Genomic DNA, 14,537 nt, shown 5'->3' with positions numbered 1-14,537 from the left:
CCAGCGGCTGAAATCGACCGTCCCGGCGCGCGGCCTGCGGGGGGCCGCGCGCCGCATCAGCGGCTCCCTCGCCACCTTCCGTACGGTGACCGAGCCGGCCTGGGCGGACCGGCTGCGCACCGAGCTGGTGTGGCTGTCGTCGACCCTGGCCGACGAGCACGCGTACGCCGCCCGGCTGACCCGGCTCATGGACGCCCTGCACCGGCTGTCGGGCTCACCGGAGGTCCCGGCCCCGCGCGGCGGCGCCGCCGGCGCGCTCACGGTGGGCTCGGCCCGCGCGGGGGCGCTGCTGGAGCGCCAGCTGACCCTGGCGCGTACGCGGGCCCACTCGGCCACCCTCCAGGCGCTCGGCTCCTCCCGCTTCCACGCGGTGGCCGACGCGGTGGCGGTGCTCGCCTCGGAAGTCCCGCTCGACGCCGTCGCGGCCCGGGGCCGGGTGGCGGACGTCCTGCTCCCCCTCGCGGAGGTGGCCGAAACCCGACTGTCGGCCGCGGTCACCGCGCTGCCCCCGGCCGGCGGCCGCGAGAGCGCCCCGAGCCCGTACGACGCGGACCACGACGGCCGCTGGAACGAGGTACGCCGCCTGCTGCGGGTCCACCGGTACGCGCGGGAGGCCCTCGGCGAGGACGTCACCCGCCCCGCGGCCGCGAGCCGCGCCCTGGACCGCCACCGGGACGCCGCCGAGGCCGCGGCCGCCTCCGCCACGGCCGCCCGCACCCCGCGCATCGCCCCGGCCACGGCCTACGCCCTCGGTGTCCTGCACGCCGACCAGCGCCACGAGGTCGAGGCGGCCCGGCTCGACTTCCACCGGGTCTGGCTCCGGGAGCCGGCGGTCACATCGGGATAACGGCGGGGTGACGGATGATGACAGCCGCATGCGGAACGGCCGGAACGCACCGGGTCGTCCGCCACGGTTCACCGTCCGTTCACTCGGGCCGGTCGGCTGCTTCACCTGTTCTGCCTAATTTCAGTCGTGCACGGAGAGAACCGCCCGCAGCGCCGAGCGGTTCCCCGCGCAACGGAACGCAGTCCTCTTCGTCCTCTCGCACGCCGCCCCGATACAGAAAGCGGCCGGCGGCTTCTGGAAGGAACACCCGAAAGTGAAGCTTCAGCGCAAGAGCATGCTTCGTGCCTCCGCCCTCGGGGCGCTCGTCGTGTCCGGCGCCCTGGTCCTCACGGCGTGCGGCTCGGACGACAACAGCAAGACCGGTGACGGCACCACGAAGCCCTCCGCCGCCGCCGCGGGCGACATCAAGTGCGAAGGCGCCAAGGGCAAGCTGCTCGCCTCCGGCTCCTCCGCGCAGAAGAACGCGGTCGACCTGTGGGTGAAGAACTACATGGCCGCCTGCTCCGGCGTCGAGGTGAACTACAAGTCCTCCTCCTCCGGTGAGGGCATCGTCGCCTTCAACCAGGGCACCGTGGGCTTCGCCGGCTCCGACTCGGCGCTGAAGCCGGAGCAGGTCGAGGAGTCCAAGAAGATCTGCACCGGCGGCCAGGGCATCGACCTGCCGATGGTCGGCGGCCCGATCGCGCTCGGCTTCAACATCGCCGGCGTGGACAAGCTGAACCTCGACGCCCCCACGATCGCCAACATCTTCAACGACAAGATCAAGAAGTGGGACGACGAGGCGATCAAGAAGCTGAACCCCGGCGTCACGCTCCCCTCCACCGCCATCCAGCACTTCCACCGCTCCGAGGACTCGGGCACCACCGAGAACCTGGGCAAGTACCTCAAGGCCACCGCCGGTGACGCGTGGCCGCACGAGGCCGCGAAGAAGTGGCCCGCCCCGGGCGGCCTCGGCGCCTCCGGCTCCTCCGGTGTCGCGACCCAGGTCAAGCAGGTCGACGGCTCCATCGGCTACTTCGAGCTCTCGTACGCCACCTCGCAGAACATCAAGACGGTCGACCTGAACACGGGCGCCGCGGCCCCGGTCAAGGCCACCGGCGAGAACGCCTCCAAGGCCATCGCCGCCGCCAAGATCGCCGGCACCGGCTCCGACCTGGCCCTCAAGCTCGACTACACCACCAAGGCCGAGGGTGCCTACCCGATCGTCCTGGTCACCTACGAGGTCGTCTGCGACAAGGGCAACAAGCCCGAGACCCTGCCGACCGTGAAGTCCTTCCTGAACTACACCGCCTCGGACGCCGGCCAGAAAATCCTCCTGGAGAACGGCTACGCGCCGATCCCTGCCGAGATCAACGCCAAGGTCCGCGAGGTCGTCAACTCGCTGGGCTAGTCCCACCCCCCGAGGTGCCGGCCGCCCCCGTCCGGGCAGCCGGCACCCCGGGACCCTCCCCCTCCACCCGGGGGGACATCCGGTGCACCGCCGCCAGGGGGCTCGCTCCCCACACAGACCGGAAAGACCATGGCTTCCACCACACCCACCCAGCTGGACACGCCTCCGCCTGTCTCCGCGAGCGCAAGGTCCACCGGCCGCGCCGGTGACAAGATCTTCGCCGGGCTCTCCAAGGGATCCGGCATCCTGCTCCTGGTGATCATGGCGTCGATCGCCGTCTTCCTCACCTACCGGGCCTCGATAGCCCTGTCGAAGAACGAGGGCAACTTCCTCACCACCTTCGACTGGAACGCGTCGGCCAACCCCCCTGTCTTCGGCATCGCCGTCCTCCTCTTCGGCACCGTCGTCAGCTCGATCATCGCGATGGCCATCGCCGTCCCGATCGCCGTCGGCATCGCTCTGTTCATCTCGCACTACGCCCCGCGCAAGCTGGCGGCGCCCCTGGCCTACGTGGTCGACCTGCTGGCCGCCGTACCGTCGATCATCTACGGCATCTGGGGCGCGCTCTTCCTCGTGCCGCAGCTGAACGGGCTGAACCTCTGGCTCGACCAGTACCTGGGATGGACGTACGTCTTCGACAAGACCCAGGTCAGCGTCGCCCGCTCGCTCTTCACCGTCGGCATCCTGCTCGCGATCATGATCCTGCCGATCGTGACCAGCGTCAGCCGCGAGGTCTTCCTCCAGGTCCCGCGCATGAACGAGGAGGCCGCCCTGGCCCTCGGCGCGACCCGCTGGGAGGTCATCCGCATGTCGGTGCTGCCCTTCGGCCGCTCCGGCGTCATCTCCGCCTCCATGCTCGGCCTCGGCCGCGCCCTCGGCGAGACCATGGCCGTCGCGACCGTCCTCTCCCCGAGCTTCCTCATCTCGCTGCACATCCTCGACCCGGGCGGCGGCACCTTCGCGCAGAACATCGCCGCGAAGTTCGACGAGGCCAACGAGTTCGGCCGGGACGCGCTGATCGCATCCGGCCTGGTCCTCTTCCTGCTCACCCTGCTGGTCAACGGCGCGGCCCGGCTGATCATCGCCCGCCGCAAGGACTTCTCGGGGGCGAACGCCTGATGAGCCACGCACTCCAGGACCAGCGGCCCACCCGGGCCCCGAGGTCCCACGCCTCCTCCGGCCTCACCCGCGGGGGCCTGCCCCGCTGGGCGCCCGCCGGCATCGCCGTCCTCTCCGTGGCGCTCGGCATCGGCACCGGCCTGGTCCTCGGCCTCCAGAGCAAGATCCAGTGGGGCCTGATCGCGGCGCTGCTGTTCGTCCTCGTCACCTACGCCTCCAGCGCGGTGGTCGAGAACCGCCGCCAGGCCAAGGACCGCGTCGCGACCTCCCTCGTCTGGGTCTGCTTCGTCCTCGCGGTCATCCCGCTGCTCTCGCTGATCTGGACCACCGTCAGCCGCGGCCTCAAGGTGCTCGACGGCGACTTCCTGTCCCACTCGATGAACGGCGTGACCAGCTTCGAGGCGGGCGGCGGCGTCTACCACGCCCTGCTCGGCACCCTGGAGCAGGTCGCCCTCGCCACGCTGATCGCGGCCCCCATCGGCCTGCTGACCGCCGTGTACCTCGTCGAGTACGGCAAGGGCCGCCTCGCGAAGGCCGTCACCTTCTTCGTCGACGTCATGACGGGCATCCCCTCCATCGTCGCGGGCCTGTTCATCCTGACGACCTGGAACCTGATGCTCGGCTTCGGCCCCTCCGGCTTCGCCGGCGCGATGGCCCTGTCGATCCTGATGATGCCGGTCGTGGTCCGCTCCACCGAGGAGATGCTCAAGCTCGTCCCGAACGAGCTGCGCGAGGCCGCCCTGGCCCTCGGTGTGCCGAAGTGGCGCGTGATCCTCAAGGTCGTGCTCCCCACCGCCATCGGCGGCATCTCCACCGGCCTGATGCTGGCCGTCGCCCGCATCGCCGGCGAGACCGCCCCGATCATGCTGCTGGTCTTCGGCTCCCAGCTGATCAACGGCAACCCCTTCGAAGGCGCCCAGTCCTCGCTCCCCCTCTACATCTGGGAGCAGTACAAGGTCGGCAGTGAAGCCTCCTACGACCGGGCCTGGGCAGCGGCGCTCGTCCTGATCGCCTTCGTCATGATCCTCAATCTGGTGGCCCGCGGCATCGCCCGCTGGAAGGCCCCGAAGACCGGTCGCTGACGCGACCAATGAAAGCGAAGTGACCACCATGGCGAAGCGAATCGACGTCAGCGGACTGTCCGCCTTCTACGGCACCCACAAGGCCATCGACGACATCTCGATGACCGTGGAACCGCGCTCGGTGACCGCCTTCATCGGCCCCTCCGGCTGCGGCAAGTCCACCTTCCTGCGCACCCTCAACCGCATGCACGAGGTCACCCCCGGCGGCCGCGTCGAGGGCAAGGTCCTGCTGGACGACGAGAACCTCTACGGCGCCGGCGTCGACCCGGTCGCGGTGCGCCGCACCGTCGGCATGGTCTTCCAGCGCCCCAACCCCTTCCCCACCATGTCGATCTTCGACAACGTGGCGGCGGGCCTGCGGCTGAACGGCAACGTCAAGAAGTCCCAGCTCGGTGACATCGTGGAGCGCTCCCTCAAGGGCGCCAACCTCTGGAACGAGGTCAAGGACCGCCTGAACAAGCCGGGCTCCGGCCTCTCCGGCGGCCAGCAGCAGCGCCTGTGCATCGCCCGCGCCATCGCGGTCGAGCCCGAGGTCCTGCTGATGGACGAGCCCTGCTCCGCCCTCGACCCGATCTCCACCCTGGCCATCGAGGACCTGATCGGGGAGCTCAAGGAGCAGTTCACGATCGTCATCGTGACGCACAACATGCAGCAGGCGGCCCGCGTCTCGGACCGCACCGCCTTCTTCAACCTGGCGGCCGTCGGCCAGCCCGGCAAGCTCATCGAGATCGACGACACGGACCGGATCTTCTCCAACCCGTCCGTGCAGGCGACCGAGGACTACATCTCCGGCCGCTTCGGCTAAAGAGATGTGCGAGACGTCCCGCGGTGCTGCATGGCGGTGCCACCGCGGGACGGAAGAAAAGAAAAGAGGGCCGGCTCCCCCTGGGTGGGGGGAGCCGGCCCGCTTTCCTTCCCGGACGAGCCGGGGGGACGGCCTAGCCGAAGGCCAGGTGCACGACCCAGAAGCTGAGCGCCGCGACCAGCGCCGCGGCCGGCATGGTGATGAACCAGCCCAGGATGATGTTCTTGGCGACACCCCAGCGGACCGCGTTCACCCGCTTCGTCGCCCCCACACCCATGATCGCGGAGGTGATCACGTGGGTGGTGGAGATCGGCGCGTGGAAGATGAAGGCCGAGCCGAACATGATCGAGGCACCGGTGGTCTCCGCCGCGAAGCCCTGCGGCGGGTCCAGCTCGATGATCTTGCGGCCGAGGGTGCGCATGATGCGCCAGCCGCCCGCGTACGTGCCCAGCGAGAGCATCACAGCGCACGCGATCTTGACCCAGACCGGGATCGCGTCCCCGGCGGACTGGACATCTGCGATGACGAGCGCCATCACCACGATGCCCATGGTCTTCTGCGCGTCCTGGAGCCCGTGCCCGAGCGCCATGGCCGCCGCCGAGACGGTCTGCGCGATACGGAAGCCGCGCTTGGCCTTGTGCGGATTGGTCCGGCGGAACATCCACAGGATGACCACCATCACCAGATAACCGACGACGAGACCCACCACGGGCGAGACGAACATCGGGATGACGACCTTGTCGACCACACCCGACCAGATCACCTCGGTCCCGCCGGCCAGCGCCGCGCCCACCATGCCGCCGAACAGCGCGTGCGAGGAGGACGACGGCAGACCGAAGTACCAGGTGATCAGGTTCCAGACGATCGCGCCGATCAGCGCGGCGAAGAGGATCCACATCCCCGTGCTGCCGTGCGGCGTCTCGATCAGGCCCTCACTGACCGTCTTCGCCACGCCGCTGCCCAGGAAGGCACCGGCGAGGTTCATCACCGCGGCCATCGCGAGGGCGGCGCGCGGGGTCAGCGCCCGCGTCGAGACCGAGGTCGCGATCGCGTTCGCCGAGTCGTGGAAACCGTTCGTATATGTGAAACCGAGCGCGACACCGATGGTCACGACCAGAGCGAAGGTGTCCACGAGGTTCAGGACTCCTTGACCGCGATGGTCTCCACCGTGTTCGCGACGTGCTCGAACGCGTCGGCCGCCTCTTCGAGCACGTCGACGATCTGCTTGAGCTTCAGCACCTCGATGGCGTCGTACTTGCCGTTGAAGAGGTGCGCGAGCAGCTTGCGGTGGATCTGGTCCGCCTGGTTCTCCAGCCGGTTGACCTCGATCCAGTACTCGGTGAGGTTGTCCATCGTCCGCAGGTGCGGCATGGCCTCCGCGGTCAGCTCCGCCGCGCGCGCCAGCACCTCGATCTGCTGCTCGACGCCCTTGGGGAGCTCTTCGACGTTGTAGAGGACGACCAGGTCGACGGCCTCCTCCATGAAGTCCATGATGTCGTCCAGGGACGACGCCAGGGAGTAGATGTCCTCGCGGTCGAACGGCGTGATGAAGGAGGAGTTCAGCTGGTGGAAGATCGCGTGGGTCGCGTCGTCCCCCGCGTGCTCCGCCGCCCGCATCCGTTCCGCGATCTCGACCCGGGCGGACATGTCCGCTCCGAGTAGTTCCATCAGGAGCTTGGAGCCCGTGACGATGTTGTCCGCGGATGCGGCGAACATGTCGTAGAAGCTCGTCTCCCTGGGGGTCAGACGAAATCGCACGTGAGGTCCTCGGGGTGCATCGGATTCGGTCAGGCTGATGCTAGGCGCATCCCCCGGCCACGGCTAACCGGCCGTTCACCAGTGTCCTCCATCAGGCAGAGTGAGGACCACGGGCCCCTGCCCCGCGGGCACCAGCCCGGTACCCTATACCCAGGAGGGGTATCGATCCCCCTCGTCCGGACCACGGGAGGACCTATGACGACCATCGAGGCGGAGGGCCCCGGAGCCGCGTCCGGTACGGCGGCCACCCCGGGCACCTCCCCCGAGGGCGCGCCCGTCCATGGCTACCACCACCAGAAGGACGAGCACCTCAAGCGGCTGCGCCGGATCGAGGGCCAGATCCGCGGCCTCCAGCGCCTCGTCGACGAGGACGTCTACTGCATCGACATACTCACCCAGGTCTCCGCCAGCACCAAGGCGCTCCAGTCCTTCGCGCTCCAGCTGCTGGAGGAGCACCTGCGCCACTGCGTCGCGGACGCCGCGGTCAAGGGCGGGACCGAGATCGACGCCAAGGTCGAGGAGGCCACCAAGGCCATCGCCCGCCTGCTGCGCACCTGATCCGTGGGGCCCGGGCGGTGAGCGGAGTCCTCGGCCGGAGTCCCAGCCCGAGTCCCAGCCCGAGTCTCAGCCGGACCAGATGCCCATCAGCACCTCGTCGATCCGGTCCTGGCTGAGCCGCTCCTCCACCGCCGCCGACGCGGCGATGATCAGCTCACCGCACAGCTCGATCTCGGCGAGCGCCACGTGGTCCTGCACCGTCGTACCGCCTGCGGGAGTCACGCGTGTCACCTCAATCTGCCACCGGCCACCGGCCGTCCTCGGTCGTGCCGCACCACATGCCGGCGCCCGGCTTCTCAGCGTAGGGAGGCCGCCCCTCCCGCCGCATGACACGGATGGACCATTTCCGGATACCCGGCCATGGCCCGATCGCGCCGCCCCTCCCCGGCCCGCACGGCTAGTCGGCGATCTTCCCCGCGTAGATGTCCCTGCTTGCGGGCAATACGACGGTCACCGGCGTCCCGAAGCCGTACAGCAGCGTGGTCGAGGAGACATCGATCACGCCATTGTTGACATAGGTGAAGCGGTGCCGGACCTTCCGCAGCCGCCCCTCCTCGTCCAGATAGGCGTCGAAGGGCACGGTGTCCTTGCTGAACCCTTTCGCCGCCGCGGCGAGCGCTCCCCGCACCTCCGGCGAGGCGACCTTCGAGGCCCGCTCGATGTCCGTGACCCCCCGGTAGTGCCGCACGGTGGTGCCCGCCAGATCGGTCTCCCCCACGTACGTCACCTCCTGCGCGCCCCGCAGCAGCTCGGCGGCGACCAGCGGATCGGTGGCCCCGCCCGTGACCAGGTTCCCGTCGGCGAGGGTGGTCGTGTCCACACGCACCCACTTGTCGGCGGGCACACCCGCGCCGCGGTTCTTCATGTACAGCGCGCCGGGCACCAGCAGCTCGGTGATGGGCCGGTGCTCCTCCTCGCCCTTCACATCGGCCGGCAGCATCACCAGCAGCTGCCCCATCCGCCTGCGGAAGTCGACGCCGCCCTCACCGCGGATCGTGACCCTGGTCCCGCCCGTGGCCATCTCCATCGCCGTACGGGCCCGGGCGCTGCCCGTCCCGGCCAGCGTGTCGGCGGCCCCGCGGACCACGGCCGCGGGATCCTCCACGGTGTCCGCCGCGGCCCGGTCGTCGCTGACGCCGACGCCCGCGCATCCGCTCAGTGCCGTGACCGCCAGGACGAGGCCCGCGGCGAGCGCCGCCTCACCCGCACGCCCGCGCGGCAGCCTCTGCCGGTGACCCACCATCGCCTGCCAACCCCCAACGCATGACCGCTGCTTGCCCGAGGCCCCCACCCGCTCCGTTTAACGAGGTCCCGGGTTTCCCGTCACGGGGGCGCGGCCTCCCGGCGCGCCGCCCGCCCGGGTACCGTGGACGCGTGGAACCGCACACCGACGCGACCCCGGCCGCTCCGCTCGCCTCTGTGCCGCAGCAGCCCCAGCCGCCGTCGCCACCGCAGCCCGCCCACATCCCGTCCACCGCCGAGCGCGGCTCGTTCTGCCTGGCCCTGTGCTCCTGCGGCTGGAAGGGCCCGGCCCGCCGCTCCCGCGACCTGGCCCGCAAGGACGCCGCCCGCCACCGGGCGGACGCGGACAGACAGGCGCGGTAGGGGCCTCCGGGGATTCCCGGGGCGGGGGGCCTCGCCCGTTCGGACGGCCCGGCTGGCAGGGGCCGGGCCGAGCGGATGCCCTGGTCTCATGCCAGGATCCGCAGCCCGCCTCGCGGCCCTCCTCTGGGCCCTGCTCATCGCGTTCACCCCGGCCGCCGCGGCCTGGGCCAGGCCCGTGGGCTCGGCGGACGGCCCGGCCGACGTGGCCCTGGCCATCGGCCTCACCACCGCCGCGGCCGCGGCCACCGGCTGGTGGCTGCGCTCCCGCTACCGCCGCGGGGCCGACACCGACGCGGGCGAGCCCTGATGCCCCGGCCCCGCCCCCGGCCCCGCGCGGTCCGGCTCTGCTTCGGGGCGGCCGGGCTGTGCCTGCTGACGGCGGTGCTGCTGGCGGTGTGGAACGCCTGGGCGGGGCCCTGAGCCCGTACGAGGAGCCCCGTACGGGCGATCAGCCCCGTACACGCGATCCCGCGCGCGGAGCCCCGTACGCCCCGGCCTCAGGCCGCCAGGTCCTTGTCGTACGCGCCCTGCCCCGCCGGCGGGGTCTGCGGCTGCGCGAGGCCGACGGGCCGCGGCAGGGCCCGGCCCCCGGCCCGTACGAGGCGGCGGGCGCGCGGGGAGCGCGCCACGGCCCGCACCACCGGGGTCAGCAGCGCCATCGCGAGCGGCGCGAGCAGCAGCACCACGGCGGTGCCGAGCGCGAGGCCGCCGATCACGTCGGTCGGGTAGTTCACGCCCATGTAGACCCGGCAGAGCCCCTGGAGCAGGGCCAGCCCGATCCCGATCAGGCCGGCCTTCCGGCCGACGATGAACAGGCCGACGCCCAGCGCCATCGCGAGGGTGGTGTGCCCGCTGACGAAGGAGAACTCCGCGTTCCCCAGCCCCGGCACGAAGCCCGGGTCGAGCACCGTGAGCCCGTCGTGCTGCCGGAACGGCCGCTCCCTGCCGACGAATTCCCGCAGCGGTACGTTCACCAGCAGCGCCAGCCCGGCCGCCAGGGGAGCCCACACCAGCGCGGCGAAGGATTCGACGGCCGCGGTCTCGTCCTGCCGGCGCGCACCGCGCCAGCACCACAGGACCAGCAGCACCAGGGCGAGCAGGATCCCGTACTCACCGGCCAGGCCCACGGCCGTGTCCGCCCACTCCGGGGCGTGCCGGGCCGCGCCGTTGACCTCGTACAGCAGGCTGACATCCACGTTCGGCCCACCTGTTGTGAGTCCAGCCATGGTGATGCGGCCCCTTGCCCTTGCCGTCGTTCCCCTGCCGGCGCACCCCGGTGTGCGCCCGTCCGGCCTCCACTTGACCAGCTCTCGCGCTCAGGGAACGCGCGTTCTGCCAAGCAGGTTCCACTCTCCACCGAATGATCACTGCAACGTTATCGAAGAGTGACTCGTCATCGCAGCTCAGGGCCTTTGCCTCACAGGGAGTTACTAAGGCGTCCGAGCGGCGGCCGCGCGCTCCGGAAGCGCCTCCGCCCCGTCCCTGGTCACGCGTGTCGCACCGAAGTAGTCCGGGGTGTCGATCTTGTCGAAGCGGATGACCGCGCCGGTGTACGGGGCGTTGATCATGTACCCGCCGCCGACGTACAGACCGACGTGCCGGATCTCCCGGGAATTCGTCAAATCATCGGAGAAGAAGACCAGATCACCGGGAAGCAGTTCCCCGCGCGAGGGGTGCGAGCCCGCGTTGTACTGGTCGTTGGCCACGCGCGGCAGCGTGATCCCCACCGTCTCGTACGCGGCCTTGGTCAGCCCCGAGCAGTCGAAGCGCCCGTCCTGGTCCGGCGTACCGTTACCGCCCCACAGATACGGCGTGCCCAGCTGCTTCTGCGCGAAGTAGATGGCCCCGGCCGCCTGTTGCGAGGGCGCCACCCGGCCGACGGGCCGCGCGAAGCTCTTCGCCAGCGTCGTGATCGTCTTCACGTACCCCTGGGTCTCCTTGTACGGCGGCACGCCCCCGTACTTGATGACCGCGTAGGCCCCGGCGTTGTAGGCGGCCAGCATGTTCGACGCCGCGTCGCCGGGCACGCTCGCCACGTCCTTGGCCAGCTCGCAGTCGTACGAAGCCGCCGACGGGATCGCGTCGTTCGGGTCCCAGATGTCCCGGTCACCGTCCCGGTCCCCGTCGATGCCGTGCCCGGCCCAGGTGCCGGGGATGAACTGCGCGATACCGCGCGCGTCCGCCGGACTGACCGCGTTCGGGTTCCAGCCGCTCTCGGAGTACAGCTGCGCCGCGAGCAGCGCCGGGTTGATGGCGGGGCAGAGATTGCCCCACTTCTCCACCAGTCCCTGGTACTTGGCGGGCACGGCCCCCTTCACCAGCGCCACCCGCCCGCCCGAGGCACCGGCCCCGACGAGGCCGGCCGCGGCCGAGTACGTCCCCACGACGAGGAGCAGGACGAAGGTCAGGCACAACCCGATACCGATACCGCCGGCCATCCAGAATCTGCGCACCCGTCAACCCTCCCCCATTCCTGTCACTTGGACGTGCGATTCCGCCGTGTCGCATGTCCTACTACCCCACTTGGAAGCCGGAACAGGCAACTCCGGCCCCTCGCACACGGCTCACGCGGCTCTCAGGCCATCCTCGGCGGCATGCGGGACCCCGTCCAGTCCCCGCCCCCGGCGGAAGGGCGCACGGCCCGCGCGCCGGGCAGCCGGGCGGGGGCCTCCGGGACGGCTGGAGGGACGGCTTCGGGGATGGCGAGGAGCCGGTTTCCGGGACGGTGAGCGGCTTCCGGTACGACTATCGGGGCGGCTAGCGGCAGGACTTACCGGGGAGCGACGTACAGGCTCTGCACGCCCCGCCCGATCGGGCCCTTCTCGTCGTGCAGCCGCGCGTCCGCCAGGCCGATCCCGGCCGCGTCCACACTCGTACGGGCCTCCACGCACGCCCACTCGCCCACCGGGTGGCGGTGCAGATGGACGGTCAGGTCGCTGTTGACGAAGACGTACCGGCCGAAGTCCATCACCGCGCTGATGCCGTTGCCGGAGTCCGCGGCGATCAGCACCCGGTCCAGCGGCCGGGTCTCCTCCCCCGCGATCAGCGGCACCCGCATCCGCATCCAGCAGGTCCCGGGCCCGCGCTCGACGAACGCGCCCTCGGTGAAGCGGGTCTCCATGGCCGAGTGGTAGCCCGTCTCCCACGGCACGGGAAAGAACGGCGTCTGCGCCACCTCCCCCGGCGGCGGCAGCTCCGGCCCGCCCGCCACCGCGGGCACGCCCTCCTCCGCGACCCGGATCCGCAGGGCCCGCGCCAGCATGACCGGCGCGGAGGCCCCCGCCGGGGTGAGCGCCGCCTCGACCACCTCCGTACCGCGCCCCGCGCGCAGCACGGAGGTGGTGATCTCCAGCTCCCCGATCCGCACCGGCCGCAGGATCTCGTACGTGATCCGGGCGACCCGCATGTCCCCGCGCGCCCCCGGCCGCTCCTCGACGGCCCGCCCGAGCAGCGCGGCGGGCGGTCCGGCGTGCTGCGCCCCCGGATCCCAGGGCCCGCGCGTGCACGCGGTGGCCCGGAACCGGGTCTCCCCGATCCGTTCGAAGAACCCCTCGGCTGCGTCGGCTGCGTCCATACCGCAACGCTACCGACCGGTAATCAGCCGCACCAGCCCCCTCCGCGAGGCCGGGCGGGAGCTCAACGGGGGCTCAGCGGGGGGGTCAGCGGGCGAAGCCGAGGCCCACCCCCAGCCCCACCAGCACCGACCCGATGGCCCGGTTCAGGGTCTTCTGCGCGCGCAGCATCCGCTCGCGCAGGCTCGACACCGAGAAGAACACCGCGACCGCCCCGAACCAGCCCAGGTGCGCCGCCGACATGAACAGCCCATAGCCCGCCTGCTGCCACAGCGGCGTGCCCGGGTCCACCACCTGCGTGAAGGTGGACACCACGAACAGCGTGGTCTTCGGATTGAGCACATTGGTCAGGAACCCGGAGCGCATCGCCCCCAGCCGGCTCAGCTCCGGCCTGGACTCCAGGTCCACGGTCACCTCCGCCCGCGCGCGGAAGGTCCGTATCCCGATCCACACCAGGTAGGCGGCGCCCGCCAGCTTGATCACGGTGAACAGCGCGGTCGAGGACGCGATCAGCAGACCGACCCCGAGCATCGTGTACGAGACGTGCACCAGCACCCCCGCCGCGACCCCGGCGGCGGCGAACAGCCCGGTGGGCCGCCCGTAGAGATAGCTGTTCCGCACCACCATGGCAAAATCGGCCCCCGGGCTGATGACGGCGAGCAACGTAATAACGGCGACTGCGATCACTTCTGTCATACGCCGATGTTCACCCCCGTCCCCCCGCCCCGGAACCCACCAGCCACAATAAAAACGTGCCCGCCACCCCTGTCCCCCTCCCCGTACTCCAGGCAGACTGCGCGAACTGCTTCGCGCTCTGCTGCGTCGCCCTGCCCTTCGCGAAGTCCACCGACTTCGCCGTGAACAAGCCCGCCGGAACCCCCTGCACCAACCTCCAGCAGGACTTCCGCTGCGGCATCCACACCCGGCTGCGCGACCGCGGCTTCCCGGGCTGCACCGTCTTCGACTGCTTCGGCGCGGGCCAGCAGGTCTCCCAGGTCACCTTCGAGGGCCGCGACTGGCGCGCACACCCGGAGACCCGCGGCGAGATGTTCGAGGTCTTCCCGGTGATGCGCCAGCTCCACGAACTCCTCTTCTACGTGGACCAGGCCCTCACCCTCCCCGCCGCGGCCCCCCTCCACGCGGACCTCCGCCGCGCCCTGGCCGACACGGAGCGCTGGACCCGCGCGGACGCCAGGGCCCTCGCGACCCTGGACATCACCCCCCTCCGCCACCGGATCAACACCCTCCTCCTCGAAACGAGCGAGCTCATCCGCTCACAAGTCCCGGGCCGCAAGAAGAACCACCGGGGCGCCGACCTGATGGGAGCCCGCCTCAAGGGCGCGAACCTCCGCGGCGCCAACCTCCGCGGCGCCTACCTCATCGCCGCGGACCTCTCCGGCGCCGACCTCCGCACGGCGGACCTGATCGGCGCGGACCTCCGCGACACCAACCTCCGCAACGCGGACCTCCGCGACGCCCTCTTCCTCACCCAGCCCCAACTGAACGCAGCCCAAGGCACCCCCCAAACCAAAATCCCCCCCACCCTCACCCACCCCACCCACTGGCTCTAGCCCGGCCACACCAAGCCCCGCCACCTCCAGCCCCGCCGGCGTTTGAGGCGCGGGGGCCAGAGGCGGAGCCCCAATCCCAGCCCGGCCACACCAAGCCCCGCCACACCCAGCCCCGCCACACCCAGCCCCGCCGGCGTTTGAGGCGCGGGGGCAAGGGGCGGAGCCCCAACCAAGCCCCGCCGGCGATTGAGGCGCGGGGGCCCGGGGGCAGCGCCCCCCCACCGGCGCCC

General features: G+C 71.1%; 17 protein-coding genes. 9 read left to right on the top strand and 8 right to left on the bottom strand.

What is annotated here, in order from left to right:
• The 5 genes from ABZ873_RS32045 to pstB form a co-directional block, all read left to right on the top strand.
• Positions 1-847, top strand: an 847-nt coding sequence (locus tag ABZ873_RS32045) for a CHAD domain-containing protein (protein WP_360879637.1), incomplete at its 5' end; no start/stop codon positions are given.
• Between the two features lie 253 nt (positions 848-1,100).
• Complete coding sequence (gene pstS, locus ABZ873_RS32040; protein WP_360879634.1) at positions 1,101-2,237, top strand: phosphate ABC transporter substrate-binding protein PstS; 1,137 nt, start codon at positions 1,101-1,103, stop codon at positions 2,235-2,237.
• Positions 2,238-2,366: 129 nt separating this feature from the next.
• Positions 2,367-3,356, top strand: coding sequence for a phosphate ABC transporter permease subunit PstC (pstC, locus tag ABZ873_RS32035; RefSeq protein WP_360879631.1), 990 nt, complete (start codon positions 2,367-2,369; stop codon positions 3,354-3,356).
• Positions 3,356-4,438, top strand: coding sequence for a phosphate ABC transporter permease PstA (gene pstA / locus ABZ873_RS32030; protein ID WP_360879628.1), 1,083 nt, complete (start codon positions 3,356-3,358; stop codon positions 4,436-4,438). The genes pstC and pstA overlap by 1 nt, the downstream gene beginning before the upstream one ends.
• Positions 4,439-4,466: 28 nt before the next feature.
• A complete protein-coding gene (gene pstB, locus ABZ873_RS32025; protein ID WP_360879625.1) occupies positions 4,467-5,243 on the top strand; it encodes a phosphate ABC transporter ATP-binding protein PstB in 777 nt (258 codons plus the stop codon).
• Positions 5,244-5,376: 133 nt separating this feature from the next.
• Here pstB and ABZ873_RS32020 read toward each other — a convergent pair whose 3' ends face one another.
• A complete protein-coding gene (locus ABZ873_RS32020; RefSeq protein ID WP_360879622.1) occupies positions 5,377-6,375 on the bottom strand; it encodes an inorganic phosphate transporter in 999 nt (332 codons plus the stop codon).
• Positions 6,376-6,380: 5 nt separating this feature from the next.
• Entirely contained in the window at positions 6,381-7,001 is a 621-nt protein-coding gene (locus tag ABZ873_RS32015) for a DUF47 family protein (RefSeq protein ID WP_360879619.1), read from the bottom strand.
• Between the two features lie 195 nt (positions 7,002-7,196).
• Here ABZ873_RS32015 and ABZ873_RS32010 point away from each other — a divergent pair, with 195 nt between their 5' ends.
• Positions 7,197-7,559 carry a metal-sensitive transcriptional regulator gene (locus tag ABZ873_RS32010; RefSeq protein ID WP_360879616.1) on the top strand — a complete coding sequence of 121 codons (363 nt, stop codon included), beginning with the start codon at positions 7,197-7,199 and terminating at the stop codon, positions 7,557-7,559.
• Between the two features lie 66 nt (positions 7,560-7,625).
• Here ABZ873_RS32010 and ABZ873_RS32005 read toward each other — a convergent pair whose 3' ends face one another.
• Both ABZ873_RS32005 and ABZ873_RS32000 read right to left on the bottom strand, forming a co-directional pair.
• Positions 7,626-7,781, bottom strand: a complete 156-nt coding sequence (locus ABZ873_RS32005; RefSeq protein WP_327419582.1) for a hypothetical protein — start codon at positions 7,779-7,781, stop codon at positions 7,626-7,628.
• 175 nt (positions 7,782-7,956) lie between these two features.
• Positions 7,957-8,802, bottom strand: a complete 846-nt coding sequence (locus tag ABZ873_RS32000; RefSeq protein ID WP_360879613.1) for a hypothetical protein — start codon at positions 8,800-8,802, stop codon at positions 7,957-7,959.
• Between the two features lie 176 nt (positions 8,803-8,978).
• Here ABZ873_RS32000 and ABZ873_RS31995 point away from each other — a divergent pair, with 176 nt between their 5' ends.
• Both ABZ873_RS31995 and ABZ873_RS31990 read left to right on the top strand, forming a co-directional pair.
• Positions 8,979-9,164, top strand: coding sequence for a hypothetical protein (locus ABZ873_RS31995; protein ID WP_360879643.1), 186 nt, complete (start codon positions 8,979-8,981; stop codon positions 9,162-9,164).
• Between the two features lie 88 nt (positions 9,165-9,252).
• Positions 9,253-9,471 (top strand): hypothetical protein, encoded by a 219-nt coding sequence (locus ABZ873_RS31990; RefSeq protein ID WP_360879610.1) that lies wholly within the window; start codon positions 9,253-9,255, stop codon positions 9,469-9,471.
• A 190-nt stretch (positions 9,472-9,661) separates the two neighbouring features.
• On the opposite strand, the gene ABZ873_RS31985 is transcribed toward ABZ873_RS31990, so the two are convergent.
• The 4 genes from ABZ873_RS31985 to ABZ873_RS31970 form a co-directional block, all read right to left on the bottom strand.
• Entirely contained in the window at positions 9,662-10,390 is a 729-nt protein-coding gene (locus ABZ873_RS31985; protein WP_360879607.1) for a phosphatase PAP2 family protein, read from the bottom strand.
• A 204-nt stretch (positions 10,391-10,594) separates the two neighbouring features.
• Complete coding sequence (locus tag ABZ873_RS31980) at positions 10,595-11,602, bottom strand: bifunctional lytic transglycosylase/C40 family peptidase (protein WP_360879640.1); 1,008 nt, start codon at positions 11,600-11,602, stop codon at positions 10,595-10,597.
• 332 nt (positions 11,603-11,934) lie between these two features.
• A complete protein-coding gene (locus tag ABZ873_RS31975; protein ID WP_360879604.1) occupies positions 11,935-12,738 on the bottom strand; it encodes a thioesterase family protein in 804 nt (267 codons plus the stop codon).
• Between the two features lie 85 nt (positions 12,739-12,823).
• Positions 12,824-13,432 carry a LysE family transporter gene (locus ABZ873_RS31970; RefSeq protein WP_360879601.1) on the bottom strand — a complete coding sequence of 203 codons (609 nt, stop codon included), beginning with the start codon at positions 13,430-13,432 and terminating at the stop codon, positions 12,824-12,826.
• Positions 13,433-13,488: 56 nt separating this feature from the next.
• Here ABZ873_RS31970 and ABZ873_RS31965 point away from each other — a divergent pair, with 56 nt between their 5' ends.
• The gene (locus tag ABZ873_RS31965) at positions 13,489-14,307 is read left to right on the top strand and encodes a pentapeptide repeat-containing protein (protein WP_360879599.1); all 819 of its coding nucleotides are present in this window, start codon (positions 13,489-13,491) and stop codon (positions 14,305-14,307) included.
• Positions 14,308-14,537: the final 230 nt, after the last annotated feature.

The sequence above is a fragment of the Streptomyces sp. NPDC047014 genome, assembly GCF_040644195.1.
In the GTDB taxonomy this organism is placed as follows: Bacteria; Actinomycetota; Actinomycetes; order Streptomycetales; family Streptomycetaceae; genus Streptomyces.
This window is presented reverse-complemented; position numbering and strand designations above follow the sequence as displayed.

What these genes read in the sequence shown, in the direction of transcription:
- pstC (WP_360879631.1), top strand. Translation starts at nt 2,367, where the DNA reads ATGGCTTCCACCACACCCACCCAGCTGGACACGCCTCCGCCTGTCTCC.
- ABZ873_RS31990 (WP_360879610.1), top strand. Translation starts at nt 9,253, where the DNA reads ATGCCAGGATCCGCAGCCCGCCTCGCGGCCCTCCTCTGGGCCCTGCTC.
- ABZ873_RS32010 (WP_360879616.1), top strand. Translation starts at nt 7,197, where the DNA reads ATGACGACCATCGAGGCGGAGGGCCCCGGAGCCGCGTCCGGTACGGCG.
- ABZ873_RS31980 (WP_360879640.1), bottom strand. Translation starts at nt 11,602, where the DNA reads ATGGCCGGCGGTATCGGTATCGGGTTGTGCCTGACCTTCGTCCTGCTC.
- ABZ873_RS32000 (WP_360879613.1), bottom strand. Translation starts at nt 8,802, where the DNA reads ATGGTGGGTCACCGGCAGAGGCTGCCGCGCGGGCGTGCGGGTGAGGCG.
- ABZ873_RS31970 (WP_360879601.1), bottom strand. Translation starts at nt 13,432, where the DNA reads ATGACAGAAGTGATCGCAGTCGCCGTTATTACGTTGCTCGCCGTCATC.
- pstB (WP_360879625.1), top strand. Translation starts at nt 4,467, where the DNA reads ATGGCGAAGCGAATCGACGTCAGCGGACTGTCCGCCTTCTACGGCACC.
- ABZ873_RS31975 (WP_360879604.1), bottom strand. Translation starts at nt 12,738, where the DNA reads ATGGACGCAGCCGACGCAGCCGAGGGGTTCTTCGAACGGATCGGGGAG.
- ABZ873_RS31985 (WP_360879607.1), bottom strand. Translation starts at nt 10,390, where the DNA reads ATGGCTGGACTCACAACAGGTGGGCCGAACGTGGATGTCAGCCTGCTG.
- pstA (WP_360879628.1), top strand. Translation starts at nt 3,356, where the DNA reads ATGAGCCACGCACTCCAGGACCAGCGGCCCACCCGGGCCCCGAGGTCC.